We start from the raw sequence: 17,311 nt of genomic DNA, 5'->3' as shown, positions 1-17,311 counted from the left end.
ACTAACTTTTTATAAGAGGTAAAGTAATAATAAATTTCGTTCCAATATTTCCCGTTCCGTTTTCGGCACGTATAGTACCGCCATGTTCCTCCACGATTTTCCGTACATAGGCTAATCCCAGTCCGAAACCTTTTACATCGTGTACATTTCCCGTTGGGATGCGGAAGAAGCGGTCGAATACTTTCTTTTGGTACTCCTTCTTGATCCCTATTCCATTGTCTTCGATCGATATCTGAAGTTTTCCTCCCTCGTTGGATGTCCGTGCCATAAGCGTCAGCGGAGTTTCCGGTCTGCGGTATTTTACCGCATTGTCGAGGAGGTTGAACAATACATTTGTAACGTGCATTTCATCTACGTAAATAGACGATTCTTCTGCTTGCAGGTCAATATCGATGCTGCCTCCGTATTTTTCTACTTTTAGCGTAAACGTATTGGCTATACCGGCAATCAGGTCATTCGCGTCGACTTCTTTCAATTTTAATGCCGCCCTCTGTTTTTCGAAAAGTGACATCTGCAATACTTTCTCAACAAGGAAGCCAAGACGTTTGGTTTCATCGTTAATTACGCCTGAGATATGCTTGAACACATCGGGGCTTTTCGTAATATCCGAGTCTTTCAGCATCTGTGCCGCCAATGATATGGTGGAGACAGGCGTTTTCAACTCGTGTGTCATATTATTGATAAAGTCGTTCTTCATTTCCGAAAGCTTTTTCTGACGGAATACGATATATATAGTAAACACGAATGTAACCAATAATAACAATGAGAAAATAGCCGAAGGAACTAAAAAAGTTACCGACTGCGCGATATAGTCGCTTTTGGTAGGGAAATACACCTTCAGATAATTCTGTTTGGAAGGAGGGTCTCCCGGAAAAAGCACCTGAGTAACTATATCAGCAGGATTCGGCTGTACATCGCTGCTCTGAAAAACCGTATGCCCATCTTTATTAATAACAAAAAAAGCATAAGGAATGTCTAAACCATTATTCAGAAATTCTGTTCGCAGATAAAAATCAAGTTTCTTAAAATCGACTCTTTCTTCAATCGGTTTTAAGTTTGCCGTGTTCATGATGTTCAGAAGCAACTCATGCATTAATCCCCTCTGATACAGGTATCGCGTTGTAACGATATCTTGCAATTGTCTGGAGGCATTCACAATACTGTTGGTCGACGAGCTTGATTTCGCGGAAGAGGATAAAGAAGAAAAAGGCTCGAACTTACGATTATCCAATAACTGTGTTCGGCGCACGGTCTGATTAATGGTCGATCCGTTCGAGTCGCGTATCTGCAGTTGGTATTGCTCCTGGGTAATTACCTGAGACAAGGATTTCGAGTCCGACTTATCCTGATACATATAACTGCTTTCCTCCCGGTTGATATCGTCTTCCAGATACTTGCTGGTTTCGTCTAATTCCAGATTCTTTGAAACCTGATGCAAGCTTCTTTTCACTGTTTCGCTAAATTGCTCGCTGCTTGATTTCAGAATAGTCGTCACATACGTCACCTGCAGATATAAGAGTCCTGCAAATGCGAATGCCATAACTATGGCCAGTAACCAAACTGTCGACTTCCTCATATTTTATATTCACCTACTAATTATGGAACAAATAACGCCCATTTTAGTTTAATATTTACACAAAAAAAGTGAAAATCAGGGGTGTCAATTCTTAATATATCTAATCATGCGACTATGGAAACGCTTAATAGTGTATGAAAAACAGCGTATTAGCGTTTTAACAATATTGATATGCAAAGAACGACCGAATTTCTTAAATTTTAATTCAGGATGATAGGTAATTTTAAAACAAAAATGCGAGCGAAGCGATATGATCTGTTTTGTGGAAGATCATTTTCGCTTACGTTCGCAATCATAACGGCTGTCGGGGAGTTTAAATCTTATAGTACTCTTCCCAACCTTTACGGGGAGGCTCGCCAACGAGTAGTTGATTGGCCAGCGCGTTGTTTGTTATCTGTTTGGTTGTTCTATCGAACAGTAGTTTCTCGCCTAATTGCTGACTGAGCACGCCAAGGCAGAACACCTGACTAAGCGGACCTGCGATTGAGAACGGAGAGCGTGTTTTCTCTTTTCCCATACAAGCCAACAGGAAGTTCGCGAAGTGGTTAGACGGACTCTTTGGTACTTCAGGCAGTTTGGATGCCATGTCTTTCGCTCTTTCTTCCGGAATAATTGATAATGTGCTTCCATGAGAACCACCTTTGAACGTAAGTGTTTTCGAGTATATTTCCTTGCCCGGGTTTAGTTTAGCAGGCTGTATTTTTCCTCCTGCAACGGTTGGAATGTTCGGGTCGATTTCGGACACACCATATCCTTCAGGAACGGCAGGAATATTGTCGAGCCCATCTTGCCAAGTAATATCCAACGCCGGCATATTGCCTCTTTCCGGGAATTTGAATACGATTGTAGAAGACATGGGGAAGAAGAACTTGTTATGATCTTTCAGATACGTAGGATTGATTTCGTATGGCAAACCTAAATCGAGGAATTCGTGAGCCGTATCGATGATGTGTGCTCCCCAGTCGCCCAATGCGCCCATGCCAAAATCAAACCAGCAGCGCCATTGTCCGTTTACGAAATCTTTATTATAATCATGATGCTTCACTACGCCTAACCAAGTGTCCCAGTCCATTGTTGAAGGAATGGGTTCGGCAGCCGGGAATTTTGTGATTTTCGGATCCCATTTGTGCCAGCGACGCGAGTTGTTCATGTGGGCCGTAATCGCGGTTACATCTTTAATGATACCTGCTTCTTTCCAGGCTTTGAACTGGAAATAGTTTGCTTCCGAGTGGCCTTGATTACCCATTTGGGTTACCACACCGTATTTTTTTTCACCCTTCATCATTATTTCTACTTCGTTGAAGGTGCGTGCCATTGGTTTTTCAACATAAACATGCTTTCCGTGTGCCATTGCTTCCATAGTAATAGGGAAGTGGGCATGATCGGGAACACCTACTGTTACAGCGTCGATCTGATTGCCCATTTTGTCAAACATTTTCCGGAAGTCCTGAAAGCGCGGCGCGTCAGGAAACATATTCATAATTTCCTGTGTATGAGGTGCACCCATGTCAACATCGCAAAGTGCCACAATGTTACACAATCCTGTGTTGTAAAAATCTTTCGCGATTTCACCACCCCGGAATCCTGCTCCGATAATGGCCAGGTTAACACGATCATTCGCGCTTACAAAAGGATTGGAAGGCATTGTTCTTGCCTGGGTTGGCGTCCAGAAAGCAGGAATGGCCGTTGCAGCCGAAGCAGCTAACGCTTGTTTTAGGAATAAACGTCTTGAAATTTCACTTGATTTCATGGTATCTATGTATTAAGATTAATTATTGTTTGCGCAAACACAAATCTATCTTGCGAAAATAGGTATTTTTTTCCTTAATCAACCTTTCTTAAAAAAGAAAATGTATGCTATAGGCAAACAATCCGCTTTTGCTATTGCAGATAAAGAATTATTTTATTATTAATGCAGGAGGGGAATTTGCTGTAAACACCATGAATATTATGGCTAAAACGGCATGAGAATGGGCATGAAATCACAAAAAACACTAACTGGCGAGGTTTAATAATAATTTTATTATATCTTTGTTTTTCTATTTTATTTAAGGACAAATAGATTTCCCTTATAAAAAGAAACACTATTCATACCTTAACTAACTTTTTCTTTTTGTTTAAAACGGTTAAATGTGGAAACGGCTGGGTGTGAATTTAGCCGTTTCGTTTTTTTATAAAGGTTCTATCCTATCCGTTTGTTGCTTGTTATCCCCAACAAATTCACTCATAATCCGGAGGCATTTTTTTGCATTACTATATGAAAAAAAATATATCCTTTATTTTTCAAAAAATAACCTTTATGTTTTTGAGTATGTTTAATGTGTTGATAATCAATGTGGTGCAGAAGGTAGTAAAAAGGCGGTAAAAAGGCTTAAAAATAGTCTGAAAAATAGGGTTGTTCGCTTGGGATAATATTTTCAAGCATTTTCAATGTTTTGAGGTCGGTGTGAAGATGATCTACTTTATGAAAATAGGATGGACGACGAAAGCTCATCATCATAGCGGTCAGTGTTTGTATACTTAGTTTTACCGGCCTGCCTGTTTTCTCCCGGCAAACTTGTACGGCTCCGTCTTTTGACCAACTTATGCCAAATACGCCTTCGTTCCATTCTGCTATGGGGTCGGTTACTTCAAAATGAAACGGACGTCCTTTCGTAGCAAATGGATATTCTTTCAGAAATGCGGCGACATCTACAATTCTTCCCATGAAATAGGGCTCGATAGACTCAATAATCTGGCTGTCTTCAAGCAAGTAGGCTATAGGCTCGTTTTTGTAAACATGCCCTTCCAGTTTGTCGATCATGGAATCGTGCGCATGGATGAAGTTCCATAAGCCTTTACGCGCCTCCTGGTTCAGGTAGATGATTTCTTTAATGTGGAAAACGTCATCTTCTATCCAATACATCAAATAGCCCATTGGTTCATTGTCTCCGTTGTAATAAACCGCGGCATTACGTTCGTCTTCGTTTTCCCAGCGCCAGTATTCGTCCCATTCAAGTTTTTCGCGAATCATGGCGCCGTGGTTGGTCTTGGCGAACAGGTCGTAAGTGTCCATAAGTACCTTGTCGTCTATAGGTACGCGCTCTACATAGCCCGGCAATGCCGGATACTTGGGTATCTGTGTGTCTTTTAATATAAATGTAAGATGTTCGTTGATGATTTCCCAACCCTTTCTCCTATAATAAGGTATAGAGTAGGGGTAGAGGAAAGAGATCCATTGTTTCTTTTCACGCATTTTGCTGAGGCCCACTTTGATGAGATCGTTCATCAAACCCATATTGGTGTATTCGGGATACGTGCCTACTCCGGTAAGTCCTCCCATCTTGAAGAGCTTGCCATGTATGTTTACTACACAGGGATAGATGCAAATCTGAGAAATAAGTCGCTCTCCGTTAAACCAACCCAGCACTTCCGATTTTTGTAGTACCGGACGTTTTGCCCGGATTATTTCGCCGTCTTCGTAACCACTCTCTACCAGTTCCTGGTTGGTTACCTGAAATACATAACGTAACAGTTCGTTATACTGATCCAGGTATTTGACACTTACCGGTTTTAATACTAATTGCTCCCGTAATTTATGGCCTTGCATGATCTTTTTTAAATTCTCTGCAAATGTATCATTATTTTGATACCATTGTCATTCGTGCGGTATAATTATCCTGTTGCTTTTATTATTTATTAGAAACCGGCGGGTAGTCTAACGTATAATGTAAACCGCGGCTTTCTTTTCGCTCGATGGCTTGCCTCATAATCAGGTAGCCGGTGTTTACCATATTGCGCAGTTCGCAAATGTCTTTTGAGGCGACGGAACGTTTAAACAAACTTTCGGTTTCTTCGTATATCGTGTCGAGTCTGTTCCAGGCCCGTTTCAGACGAAGATCGGAACGAACGATACCCACATAAGTACTCATTATTTGTCCTACTTCTCTGATGCTTTGTGTGATAAGTACCATTTCTTCGGGCGAGCTTGTTCCCTCGTCGTTCCATGCCGGTATGTTTTCCTGATAGGCAAGAGTTCCAATAATCGTGGAACTGTGTTTTGCCGCTGCGTCAGCATAAACTACGGCCTCTATCAACGAATTGGAGGCCAAGCGATTTCCCCCATGAAGCCCGGTACAAGCACATTCGCCTACGGCATATAGCCGGTTGATAGACGAACGGGCGTTCATATCTACCTTGATGCCTCCGCATAAATAATGAGCGGCAGGAGCAACGGGAATGTATTCACGGGTGATATCTATACCTATTTCAAGGCATCTCTTATAGATGTTGGGGAAATGTTTCTTTGTGTCGTCCGCGTTCTTGTGTGTAACATCGAGAAAAACATGCTCGTCTCCCCTGTTCTTCATTTCGTTGTCGATTGCACGTGCAACAATATCGCGTGGCGCAAGCGAAAGGCGTTCGTCGTATTTCTGCATAAACTCCTTTCCGTCTTTTGTGCGTAACACACCGCCGTATCCCCTCATTGCTTCAGTAATCAAAAAAGACGGTCTGTCTCCCGGATGATAAAGCGCCGTAGGGTGGAACTGTACAAATTCCATATCCTTAACAGTGCCCTTCGCGCGGTAAACCATGGCAATGCCATCTCCGGTTGCTACCATCGGATTGGTTGTTGTTTGGTAAACCGCCCCAATGCCACCGGTAGCCATCAGGGTGATTTTGGAGAGGAATGTGTCTATTCTGCCTGTATCCATATCCATCACATAAGCTCCGTAGCAGTCAATGTTTGGCGTTTGCCGGGTTACGGTGGCTCCTAAATGGTGTTGCGTAAGTATTTCTATCGTAAAATGATTCTCGTAGATATCGATGTTGGTGTGTTTTTGTACAGCTTTGATGAGGCTGTCTTGTATTTCGGCTCCGGTATTGTCTTTGTGGTGCAGAATGCGGAACTCGGAATGACCACCTTCGCGATGCAGATCGAAATTTCCCTTCTCGTCTTTATCAAAGTCGACCCCCCAGCTAATCAGTTCTTCAATCTGTGCGGGAGCTTCCCGAACCACTTTTTCCACGGCCGCCAAATCACTGAGTTGGTCGCCCGCGATCATTGTGTCTTTAATGTGTTTCTCGAAATTATCGGTAATCAGGTTGGTAACAGAAGCTATCCCTCCCTGTGCGAAATAGGTGTTTGCTTCTTCCAGATTTGTTTTAGAGATTAAGGCTACTTTCCCTTTTCCGGCTACTTTAAGTGCAAAACTCATTCCTGCTATACCCGATCCAATAACTAAGAAATCGTATCTTTTTACCATCACATACTATCTTTAGATACGCAAAAATAGAAATTAAAACCATTCGGCGTCATAGAGCAGGTAAATTCGGCCTTGTTTTTTTCCATATCTTTGCGCTTGAAAAAGAGAACGATAAAAACATGAAGGATTTATTTGAAGGATTCGTAGGGATTCGTTTGTGGGACGGTCAGGTGCTGAATGATTTTTTATTCACCTTGATCCTGTCTGCCCTGGTTCTTTTTGCCTTCGTGTTTCGCTTCAACTATCGCGCCTGCTTGAAAATGTTTAACGATGTGATTTACATCAAAGAGCGTCAAAGCCTTTTTAAGCAAGGGGCGGTTTCCGATTTTTATTTTCGGGTTTTCATGATTCTTCAAGCGTTATTTCTCTGCACCTTGTTTGCTTTTTCCTTCTTCTATAATAAAGGTTATCTTGATTTCGACCTAACGCTCCCGAATATTTTAATTTGCATAGGGGGGCTTTTTGTAATAATCTTATTGTTCTTTCTTTTTAAATGGGTGCTGTACGAACTAACTGGGATGATCTTTTCGGATGTGAATAAGTTCAAGATATGGCGGAGCAGTTATGTTGCCATCATGGGCGCTTGGGGCGTGTCTCTTTATGTGCCGGTAGCTTGGTCTGCCCTTTGGGGTAAGTATCCTTCTTTATCCTTTCTTCTGTTTGTGTTTTTGTATATTTTGTGTCGTTTTGCGATAATATATAAGACAATGCGTATATTTTATAGAAAAAATTCAGGGTTTTTGCATATAAATTTGTATCTTTGCGCCCAAGAAATTTTACCTCTGGTATTTTTGTACGAAGGTATGGTTTATTTGTATAACTTTATCAAGATGAGTACTTTATGGCATTGAGTATAAAGAAAGTTTTAATATCGCAGCCCCGACCTACGACTGAGAAATCACCCTATTTTGATATTGCTGAAAAATATGGAGTAGAAATAGATTTTCGTCCTTTTATTAAAGTAGAGCCGTTAAATTCAAAAGAGTTCAGACAGCAAAAGGTTTCCATTTTGGATCATACGGCTGTGATTTTCACGGCGCGTACCGCAATCGATCACTTCTTTCAATTGTGCGAAGAGTTAAGAGTGGCAATTCCTGAAACAATGAAGTATTTCTGTACGACTGAGGCAATCGCCGTCTATCTTCAGAAGTATATCGTTTATCGTAAAAGGAAGATCTTTTTTGGACAAACAGGAAAAGTGGATGATCTTGTATCCGTTATAGCAAAACATGCTAAGGAGAAATATTTTATCCCCGTATCGGATGTTCATAAAGATGATCTGATGATTTTGCTGGGAGCAAAAAAAATAAATTTCACTAAGGCGGTTATGTATCGTACGGTAAGTAATGATTTTGAAAAAGACGAAGTGTTCGATTATGATATGCTTGTTTTCTTCAGTCCGTCGGGAATCACATCCTTATTGAAAAACTTCCCCGGTTTTCAGCAAGATAATATTAAAATAGGATGTTTCGGACCAACCACCGCCAAAGCCGTTAAAGATGCCGGCCTAAGGTTGGATGTGGAAGCTCCCTCTCCTGAAGCTCCGTCGATGACGGCAGCGCTGGAATTGTACTTGAAAAAAGAGTTGAGTGATAATAAGAAATAATGACAGATCATAGGTTTACTCTCACCAAAGAGGAACGCCTGTCATGGAAACGCTACATTGACTTGTTGTTTGAAAAAGGACAGTCGTTTGTAGCGTTTCCATTACGGGTCATCTATTTATCTGTTGAGCAAGAAATGCCGGCCGCATCTTCTATCCTGATCAGTGTGTCGAAAAAGAAGTTTAAGCGAGCCGTGAAGCGGAATAAGATCAAACGGCAGGTAAGAGAGGCCTATCGCCTGCAAAAGCCGGAATTGATTACCCATCTCAAGGACAGAAATAAAAATTTGCTGATCGCCTTTCTCTATCTGGATAAAGAAATTCATCCTCATACCACCATTGAGAAGGCTATGCGCAAAACAATTGCCTTACTGAAGGAAAATATAGAATGAAACGTTTCTTTGTAGCGATACTGCTTGCTCCGGTTTATTTCTATAAGTATTGCATTTCTCCTTATACTCCTCCTTCGTGCAGATATACGCCTACTTGTTCAGCGTATGCTATACAGGCATTGAAGAAGCATGGCCCCATAAAAGGTCTCTATCTTGCAACCAAACGTATTCTTAGCTGTCACCCTTGGGGAGGCAGCGGTTATGATCCGGTGCCCTGATTATGATTTATTGTGATATACATACCCATCAGGCAAAGCCTGCCTCCGAGCATATCCGTATTATTAGTAAAACGGTAGATACCCGGCATTCCTTTTGTTTTTTACCCGGCTGTTATTATTCTTATGGAATCCATCCGTGGCATATTGAGCATAAAGAGCAACAATTGATGCTTCTGACAGAGGCGTTGTTCGATCCGTCTGTAATTGCTTTGGGCGAAGCCGGATTAGACAAAAGTATCGATGCCCCGCTATCATTGCAAACAGAGGTGTTTACAGAGCAGGTAAAGCTCTCCGAAGCGTTTAGAAAGCCACTGGTGATACATTGTGTAAAAGCATGGGATGAACTGTTGGCTGTAAAAAAAGACCTGAATCCGCAAATGCCTTGGGTAATACATGGTTTTCGTGGAAATGATATATTGGCCGAACAGCTTATCCGGAAAGGTCTCTACCTTTCGTTCGGCATGAAGTTCAACCCGAAGGCTCTTCGCATAGCCTGGCCTGATTATGTATTGCCTGAAACAGATGAGGCAGACATCGCTATAGAAGAAGTATATGCCGATATCGCCAATGCGTTAGATATGTCTATTGACTTATTAGCCTTAACATTAAGAAAGAACGTTAAGGCAGTCTTTTCTGTCTGATTCGGAAAATAAGTCGTACATTTGCTCCTTAAATCAAGAAAAAAAACACATAGAATACATATTAACGATGAATTTTGTAGAAGAATTAAGATGGAGAGGCATGATACACGATATGATGCCCGGTACAGAAGAACAGTTGCAAAAAGAAATGACATCCGCCTATGTAGGGATTGACCCGACAGCAGATTCGTTGCATATCGGTCACTTGGTGAGTGTAATGATGCTTAAACATTTTCAACGCGCAGGACATCGCCCGATCGCTTTGGTTGGTGGTGCAACAGGCATGATTGGCGACCCTTCATTGAAATCCGCAGAACGTAATCTTTTGGATGAAGTGACTTTGCGCCATAATCAGGAAAGCATCAAAAAGCAATTGGCTAAATTCCTGAACTTCGATTCAGACGCTCCTAATGCAGCTAAATTGGTGAACAATTATGACTGGATGAAGGACTATTCATTCCTTAATTTTATTCGTGATATCGGTAAACACCTAACGGTAAACTACATGATGGCAAAAGATTCTGTAAAGAAACGCTTGAGTGGTGATTCTAACGTTGGATTATCGTTTACCGAATTTTCTTATCAGTTGCTGCAAGGATATGATTTCCTTTTCTTGTATGAACACGAAGGATGCCGTCTGCAAATGGGTGGTTCCGATCAATGGGGAAATATTACTACAGGAACTGAATTGATCCGTCGTAAGCTTGGCGGTGAAGCCTTTGCTTTGACTTGTCCGTTAATCACGAAAGCAGATGGCGGTAAGTTTGGGAAAACAGAATCAGGCAATGTGTGGCTGGATCGCAGATATACTTCTCCGTATAAGTTCTATCAGTTCTGGTTGAACGTAAGCGACGATGACGCCGCAAAGTACATCAAGATATTTACAGACCTTACACAGGAAGAGATTTCAGCTTTGGAATCAGAACAGGCTGCTGCTCCGCATCTTCGTCCGCTACAAAAGCGCTTAGCGAAAGAAATAACCGTTATGGTGCATTCGTTAGAAGACTATGACGCGGCTGTAGAAGCATCTAATATCCTGTTTGGAAACGCAACATCTGAAGCCCTGAAGAAATTGGACGAAGACACACTTCTGGCTGTTTTTGACGGCGTACCCCAATTCGAAGTGTCTTTGGATGAATTGAAAGCCGGAGTAAAAGCATCAGATTTATTTACCGAGAAAGCCGCAATTTTCCCATCAAAAGGTGAAATGCGTAAGCTTGTTCAAAGCGGAGGCGTAAGTGTAAATAAAGAGAAGCTAACGGAAGCAGACGTTGTAATTACTGCAGAATCACTGCTTGACGAGAAGTATTTATTGGTGCAGCGCGGTAAGAAAAACTATTATCTGCTGATAGCTAAATAAGAAAAACAATAGTAATGCTTGCAAAGTTAAAATATAGTTCTTACCTTTGCATCGCTTTACAGGAAGCATCGGATTGTCTCATGGTGTAATGGTAGCACTACAGTTTTTGGTTCTGTCTGTCTAGGTTCGAATCCTGGTGAGACAACAACAGATAAAGTTAAAAGGTAGCCCAAAAGGCTGCCTTTTCTTGTTTTACGCTTGTTTATAAGCCTTTTTTACGATGTTTTAAAGGTATGGCAATGTATGGGTGAAAATGACAATATATGGCAATATTGACGCTCATTTCTACCCAAAACGGCTTCGGTAGAAAATCGGGTAGAAAATTTTGCTACTTTTGAGGTAGAAATCTTAAAATCTACACCAATGGACAGTCTTGTTTTACGTTTTATATTCGATAGGAAAGGGGTTACTAAAAGAGAACCTAAGAAAGAAGCGCTCATACAAATTGAAGTATATGACAAAATTTCAAGAAAGAAAAAATACATCAGTACTGGTGAATACATTCTAAGAAGCCAATACTCCCCTGTCGGTACTGGTGGGCTATCAATCATAAAACATAGCAATGCATCGATAATAAAAAACCGTATTGATAAAACCTTTTCCAAGATTCAAGCATTCGTCTATTCGGACAAATGTCAGTTTCTAGAAGACGTAGACAAATGGAACAAAGAAGATGATCTTTCCACTCCGAGCATTGTGGAGTTTATTAAAGCCGATCTTACAAAACGAAATGCATCTTCCTCTTCGATAAAACATAGTTATGCATTAATTAAACGTTTAGAAGAATTTGGAAAAATCAAGTCATTTTCAGATTTGAGCTATGTAAATATAGAGGGATTTGATTTTCATTTAAAAAAAACGATAAAGTCTCAACCAACTTTATATAAGAGACATACTCTATTCAAGAGTTATATAAATAAAGCGATTAAAATAGGATATATTGACGTAAATCCTTATGATAATTTTACTGTTCGTCGGGGAAAATCTGAAGATCCAGTCTATCTTATTGAATCAGAAGTTCAGAAAATCATCAAATATAACCCCAAGGGGTCAACCAAAGAAAGTCTTTCAAAAGTAAAAGACTTATTTTTATTTCAATGCTTCACAGGATTATCATACACCGATTTAGATTCTTTTAGTAGAGGAAATATACGAATAATCAACGGACAAAAAGAAATTCATGGTGTAAGAAACAAAACAGGAGTTCCTTTTATCGTTTTATTGCTTCCTATCGCTGAAGAGATTGCTGAGCGATACAATTACAATCTTCCGGTTATTAGTAATCAAAAATACAATACCTATTTAAACACATTAATTGAACGAGTCGGCCTAGATAAAGATGTCACCACACACACAGCAAGACATACATTTGGAACGTATTTGATTAATAAAGGAATAAGCATTGAGGCTATACCTAAGATAATGGGACATACAAATATGACACAATCTCTACTTTACGCCCGAATGTTGGGCGTAACAGCAATCAATGAGATGAGAAACAAATTAATAGAAAAAAAATTCCCAGCAAAAGAAAAATAGAACTTGTGTGTTTTTCTTTTATTGGGGTAAGGTAAGGGTAGAGATTATTTGATTCGTTCAAATTCCATTTCAACTAAATCAGAAATATCATTCTTTACGCGTCTATAATTATTTTGGATTTCATTGTTCATCGTTTCCTGATCCTTAAAGTCAATAATTGTTGGGATTTTCATATATTGTTTGGTTTCGGCTTTTACTTTCTCAATATCGATAACTATTTCAGCATGGAAAATCTTCTGTTCGATGATTTCTCCAAAGTTATCTGCTACAGCTCCCACAAATTTTCCTTGTGACAATCCTGCTATCTTAGATGCTGGTATGATTGAGTCCATTTGAGTCGAAATTGATGTTGATTTATCATTCTTATTAATGCTGATCGATTGCCTACGCTGTAGGATCTTTCCAAATCTTTCAGACAACATCTTAGCAGTCTCTCCTATCACCTGACCAGAGAAAATGTTGCCAATTGTATTGATGATTACTTTTGCTTCTTTGTCGCCGTAATCGCGTATAAGTTGACTAAAATCCTGACAACTGAGACAAATACTGACCCAATTACTTCTGGCCGTAGCGATCAGGTTGTCAAGCCCACGAAAAAAGATGGTTGGTAGCTCGTCAACTATCACAGCACATTTTAGTTTACCTTTCTTATTAATCATCTTGACAATTCTACTGTTGTACAATCCCAGTGCTGCCGAATAGATATTTTGACGGTCGGGATTATTGCCGACACAAAGTATCTTCGGTTCGTCCGGGTTGTTTATATCCAGCGTAAAATCATCACCTGTCATTACCCAGTATAATGCCGGACTTATCATCCTTGACAATGGTATTTTAGCCGAAGCGATTTGCCCCTGCAACTGGTCTTGCGCATTTCCTTTCCATGCATCCATGAAAGGACTTAAATAATTCTCTAATTCTGGATATGAAGTGAGTATTGGAAATATTTCTTCGTATGGTTTGTTCAGGAACTCAATCGCATGCGGAAAGGTACAATACCGTCCGTTATCATAGATTTTTAGATACCAGATTATTGCTGCAAGCAGAATGATTGGAGATTCAACAAAGAAATCTCCCTGTTTCTGTATCCAGCTTTTATTTAGGTTTAATAAAATAATATATGCAGCTTCGTAAGCATCAGAAATATCTGTCATGAATGTCGGATTGATCGGATTGCATCGATGGCTTTTTGAAGGATCATCAAAGTTGATAATATAGAATTTCGGTTTGACCTTGTACTTATCAACATGCTGTAGCAGGTGGTTATATGCTATCTCCGTCAGATCGGGTTGTTTATAATCATACAGGTACATGGCATACCCTTTTTCGATTTGTTGTTTGATGAATTGATTGATTACGGCATAAGATTTCCCTGATCCTGGTGTTCCCAAAACCATCGTTGCCCGAAAAGGGTTTACAACATTTATCCAACCAGATAGTTTTTTCCCTTGATAGGTAAAATGAGTTTTCAGATTGATTGAATACTCATTTTCCATAAGTCGGGTTTCCTGCATAAAAGATTCGTTCTCTTCGTTGAAGACATCTTTCATCAGGTTATTATTCAGAATTCTTTTAGCCCATGTTCCTGCAGTCAGAATAAAGATATATCCTATAACGATAGAGATCATGTATAGTATTCCGGCTGTATTAACATCATTACCACTAAGAAGAAAATCATTACCGAAATACAATAATATTCCGAGAAGAAATAGCGATATTATTTTACTCCATTTTATATCTTCACTTCTCATTCCCTGATCTGCGATACAGGTCATAATAAGAAATAATATACTTCCGATTTTCGAGATATAGAAATTCTCAAATAATCCAACATTCCCAATTATCCGAATACAGTAATCGACTATCTGATTTGTAAATCCGATTGATAAGAAGAATTCATAACAATAGAAATAACAATGCAGAACAAGTAGGATAATACTTGCTGCCCTAGCCATATCAACTATTTTACCAAGTGCTTTTAGGTCGTCTTCTTGTGCCATAATTTAAAATTTAGGTTTGTTTTTTTTCTTCTTTTTTCGCTTAATTGTTTCGTCCGGGTCTGCATATTCAGGCATAGAGAAAAAGTCAAATATAGATTCTTGACTTTCTTTTTCTTTTGTTGGGGTATATTCATTTCCTTTATTCTCGTTTGGAAAAGGAATAATAAAATGCGGATTGTCAAAAAAATTAGCCAATCTGTTTGCTGAAAAAACGTCACCAAGTCTGGAACCTTTAAGGACTGAACGTGTATTATGATCAATGAAGGTTACTCCATATAACAGATTGTCCTTGTTTCTAAACAGTATCATGTCAACACCTCGTTTTTTTAGCAGTTCTGATAATTCATCCGTACTCCTGTTTTTGCATTGATACATGCATTGAACAATAACCCGCCTTGTGAAATCTGTACTTTTTTTTTGCTGTTGTTGCTGTTTTTGGAGATGTTTTTTCCATTTAAGTTCTTTTTGTTCTTTCTCAGTCAGTTCTTCAATAGGTCTATCTTCCTTAATTTTCACTTCTTCGTATTTCTTCTCATTAGATTTGATTTTCTTCTGCAATGCTTCATAACCGAATTCTTTTCCGAAGATGGATGATTTTAGTTGCCTGCTGTTTTTTCCCTTGTTTTCATCGATAGCCGAATAGAATATTCCATGAATAGGTTTGAATTTGTCAGTATCCTTAACCGGTATTCTTCCATCTACATGAGTATAAGTGCATCCGAACTGTTCCAGGAGTGTTTTATATTCCGCAAAACTCGTGAAGTTATAGGATTGTATCAGTGCTCCAACTGAATTTTTTATCTGTTGGGCGAGGTCACCTTTAGTATGATCAACCGGCTTAATCCGGTATTCATTTTTAAGTTCGATTTTAGTTGGAATGTACAGGTTATATTTTTTCTCTATTTCTCTACAAGCCTCCATAGATCGTCTTTTTGAATATGAGTCATTGATTTTGTCTCCATTCTCATCTACACATACCGTAACGATGTGGTAATGAGTACGGTCGATATCGTTATGTTTATATAGTAAATAAGGCTGTTTTCCATATCCCATTTTGTCAAGATACTCCTGTGCTATTTCTTTTGCTGTTTCATCATCCACCTGATCTCTTAAATCAGGATTTAAAGATATGTGAACGACTGGTTTTTTGGTTCTTTTATTTGTAATCATCAATAAGTCGAATGATTGGACAGAGTCTCTCACATTATAATTGAGACTTTCATCGTGAATAATGCCCTTACTGAATAGAACTAAAGCTTCATTTCTATCGACTTTTTCCTGATTATACTGAAGAGCGCCATATAGTGAAGAGCCTGTATTTATTTTTGCAACCATTGTTCAAATTCTTTAGTTACACTTAATATTTCTTTGTTGGTTTTAATTAATTCAAGTGTTGCATCTCGGAGTTGATAAAGAAAAGCAAGCGCTTTTTTGTCTGTTAATGTAGTATGAATTGCTTTCGTTGCTTGGTTATAATTGTTCCCAATCGCTTTATATTGTGCTTGAATATTTACAAGGATTTTGTAGAATTCATGTGTATTTCTATCAACATTCACTACCTTCAACGGCTTATTAAAGATGGCTGATTTTATGAATTTTGTACGGTTTTCCACTCCTGACAATTTCATTTGGCGCTCTAAATTAATAGCCTCCTCTGTTGTTAATCTAAATGAATACATAACATCTTTGTTTGCTTCCATAACTATTTTTGTTAATTGTTGAAAATTACGACTTGGGAGTAATTCTAACCCGGAAATGAATGTAATACATTCCCGGTCTTTGTATGACAAAGACACAACTGGCTATCTGCTGGAGCAGATAAAATTCTCACTTCGTTCCGAATTAAATTGCATCCGATAAAGAAGAAATAATTACTCCGTTTATTGGAGATAAAGGTAGAGGCTTCAGTTTTCAAATAAAAGGGTATAAGCGTTCCTAATCGGGTATAAGCGTTCCATCAAACTGCGTTTTTTGGGCATTTCCTATATCTTCGAATCCATGTTACAACATGACAATGTTACAAGTAACTAAAGCGACAATGTTACAAGTAACTAAAGTTACAACGCTACAACATGACAATGTTACAAGTAACTAAAGTTACAACGCTACAACATGACAATGTTACAAGTAACTAAAGTTACAACGCTACAACATGACAATGTTACAAGTAACTAAAGTTACAACGCTACAACATGACAATGTTACAAGTAACTAAAGTTACAACGCTACAACATGACAATGTTACAAGTAACTAAAGCGACAATGCTACAACATGACAATGTTACAAGTAACTAAAGTGAATAGTATTAATTAAAATAATGAATATATGAATAATGATTTTTTATTAAATGATGATGAATCTCTGATCTCCAGCTTTGATGGTAGTTTCAGAAAGGCACTAAATGAAAAAGAAGATTCTCATCCAGAACAAACAGTCCCCAAAAAGAAAAAAGAAAAGAGCATGAAAAATAGAGAAGTATCAAGAAAAGTAGATTCCTTGACTTCCGGCAATATTCAAATCAGGGTTTCCTCTCAGACTCTTTTGTTGTTAAAAAAACATCAGATGTCCGAATTAGAGAGATGCGGAAAATCAAAAAGTATGAAGCAACTGATTGATGAAATTGTTACGGAGTTCTTTTCCAAGAAAAAATAAAAAGTGATTTAGTATAAAAGTGGTATAAGCGTTCCTAATCGGGTATAAGCGTTCCGTGAACTTGAAAAATAACCCAAAAACAG

15 protein-coding genes are annotated in these 17,311 nt (G+C 39.0%); 8 read left to right on the top strand and 7 right to left on the bottom strand.

All coding sequences use genetic code 11. From position 1 onward, the window contains the following. Window position 1: 1 nt before the first annotated feature. The 4 genes from B9Y81_RS12650 to nadB all read right to left on the bottom strand — a co-directional run bounded on the left by B9Y81_RS12650 (window position 2) and on the right by nadB (window position 6,822). A complete protein-coding gene (locus B9Y81_RS12650) occupies window positions 2-1,576 on the bottom strand; it encodes a sensor histidine kinase (RefSeq protein ID WP_085537274.1) in 1,575 nt (524 codons plus the stop codon). 313 nt (window positions 1,577-1,889) lie between these two features. Beyond that, window positions 1,890-3,326, bottom strand: a complete 1,437-nt coding sequence (locus tag B9Y81_RS12645; RefSeq protein WP_085537273.1) for a Gfo/Idh/MocA family oxidoreductase — start codon at window positions 3,324-3,326, stop codon at window positions 1,890-1,892. Window positions 3,327-3,947: 621 nt separating this feature from the next. After that, window positions 3,948-5,165 (bottom strand): GNAT family N-acetyltransferase, encoded by a 1,218-nt coding sequence (locus B9Y81_RS12640; protein ID WP_085537272.1) that lies wholly within the window; start codon window positions 5,163-5,165, stop codon window positions 3,948-3,950. Between the two features lie 82 nt (window positions 5,166-5,247). Beyond that, window positions 5,248-6,822, bottom strand: a complete 1,575-nt coding sequence (gene nadB / locus B9Y81_RS12635; protein WP_085537271.1) for an L-aspartate oxidase — start codon at window positions 6,820-6,822, stop codon at window positions 5,248-5,250. A gap of 119 nt (window positions 6,823-6,941) precedes the next feature. Between nadB and B9Y81_RS12630 the strand changes: the two genes are divergently transcribed. The 7 genes from B9Y81_RS12630 (at window position 6,942) to B9Y81_RS12595 (ending at window position 12,575) form a co-directional block, all read left to right on the top strand. Next, the gene (locus tag B9Y81_RS12630) at window positions 6,942-7,673 is read left to right on the top strand and encodes a DUF4271 domain-containing protein (protein ID WP_085537270.1); all 732 of its coding nucleotides are present in this window, start codon (window positions 6,942-6,944) and stop codon (window positions 7,671-7,673) included. Beyond that, window positions 7,670-8,428 (top strand): uroporphyrinogen-III synthase, encoded by a 759-nt coding sequence (locus tag B9Y81_RS12625; protein WP_176221511.1) that lies wholly within the window; start codon window positions 7,670-7,672, stop codon window positions 8,426-8,428. The genes B9Y81_RS12630 and B9Y81_RS12625 overlap by 4 nt, the downstream gene beginning before the upstream one ends. Further along, window positions 8,428-8,817 (top strand): ribonuclease P protein component, encoded by a 390-nt coding sequence (gene rnpA, locus B9Y81_RS12620; RefSeq protein ID WP_085537268.1) that lies wholly within the window; start codon window positions 8,428-8,430, stop codon window positions 8,815-8,817. Before B9Y81_RS12625 ends, rnpA begins: the two co-directional genes overlap by 1 nt. After that, window positions 8,814-9,035 (top strand): membrane protein insertion efficiency factor YidD, encoded by a 222-nt coding sequence (gene yidD / locus B9Y81_RS12615; protein WP_085537267.1) that lies wholly within the window; start codon window positions 8,814-8,816, stop codon window positions 9,033-9,035. Before rnpA ends, yidD begins: the two co-directional genes overlap by 4 nt. A gap of 2 nt (window positions 9,036-9,037) precedes the next feature. Next, on the top strand, window positions 9,038-9,676 hold the full coding sequence (locus B9Y81_RS12610; RefSeq protein WP_085537266.1) for a TatD family hydrolase: 639 nt from the start codon (window positions 9,038-9,040) through the stop codon (window positions 9,674-9,676). Between the two features lie 67 nt (window positions 9,677-9,743). Next, window positions 9,744-11,036, top strand: coding sequence for a tyrosine--tRNA ligase (tyrS, locus tag B9Y81_RS12605; protein WP_085537265.1), 1,293 nt, complete (start codon window positions 9,744-9,746; stop codon window positions 11,034-11,036). Between the two features lie 363 nt (window positions 11,037-11,399). Continuing rightward, window positions 11,400-12,575: a site-specific integrase gene (locus B9Y81_RS12595; protein ID WP_085537264.1), complete on the top strand. Its 1,176-nt coding sequence runs from the start codon at window positions 11,400-11,402 to the stop codon at window positions 12,573-12,575. Between the two features lie 44 nt (window positions 12,576-12,619). Here B9Y81_RS12595 and mobC read toward each other — a convergent pair whose 3' ends face one another. Genes mobC through B9Y81_RS12580 form a run of 3 tightly spaced genes read right to left on the bottom strand, consistent with a single transcriptional unit; the run spans window position 12,620 to window position 16,275 of the window. Next, window positions 12,620-14,575, bottom strand: a complete 1,956-nt coding sequence (mobC, locus tag B9Y81_RS12590) for a conjugal transfer protein MobC (protein WP_085537263.1) — start codon at window positions 14,573-14,575, stop codon at window positions 12,620-12,622. Between the two features lie 3 nt (window positions 14,576-14,578). Next, the gene (locus B9Y81_RS12585; protein ID WP_085537262.1) at window positions 14,579-15,910 is read right to left on the bottom strand and encodes a relaxase/mobilization nuclease domain-containing protein; all 1,332 of its coding nucleotides are present in this window, start codon (window positions 15,908-15,910) and stop codon (window positions 14,579-14,581) included. Next, on the bottom strand, window positions 15,895-16,275 hold the full coding sequence (locus B9Y81_RS12580) for a plasmid mobilization protein (RefSeq protein WP_245832450.1): 381 nt from the start codon (window positions 16,273-16,275) through the stop codon (window positions 15,895-15,897). Before B9Y81_RS12580 ends, B9Y81_RS12585 begins: the two co-directional genes overlap by 16 nt. A gap of 626 nt (window positions 16,276-16,901) precedes the next feature. On the opposite strand from B9Y81_RS12580, the gene B9Y81_RS12575 reads away from it, so the two are divergent. After that, window positions 16,902-17,228 (top strand): hypothetical protein, encoded by a 327-nt coding sequence (locus B9Y81_RS12575; protein ID WP_085537261.1) that lies wholly within the window; start codon window positions 16,902-16,904, stop codon window positions 17,226-17,228. Window positions 17,229-17,311 lie beyond the last annotated feature (83 nt).

Origin of the sequence: Massilibacteroides vaginae (assembly GCF_900178525.1) — a bacterium.
In the GTDB taxonomy this organism is placed as follows: domain Bacteria; phylum Bacteroidota; class Bacteroidia; order Bacteroidales; family Tannerellaceae; genus Massilibacteroides; species Massilibacteroides vaginae.
This window is presented reverse-complemented; position numbering and strand designations above follow the sequence as displayed.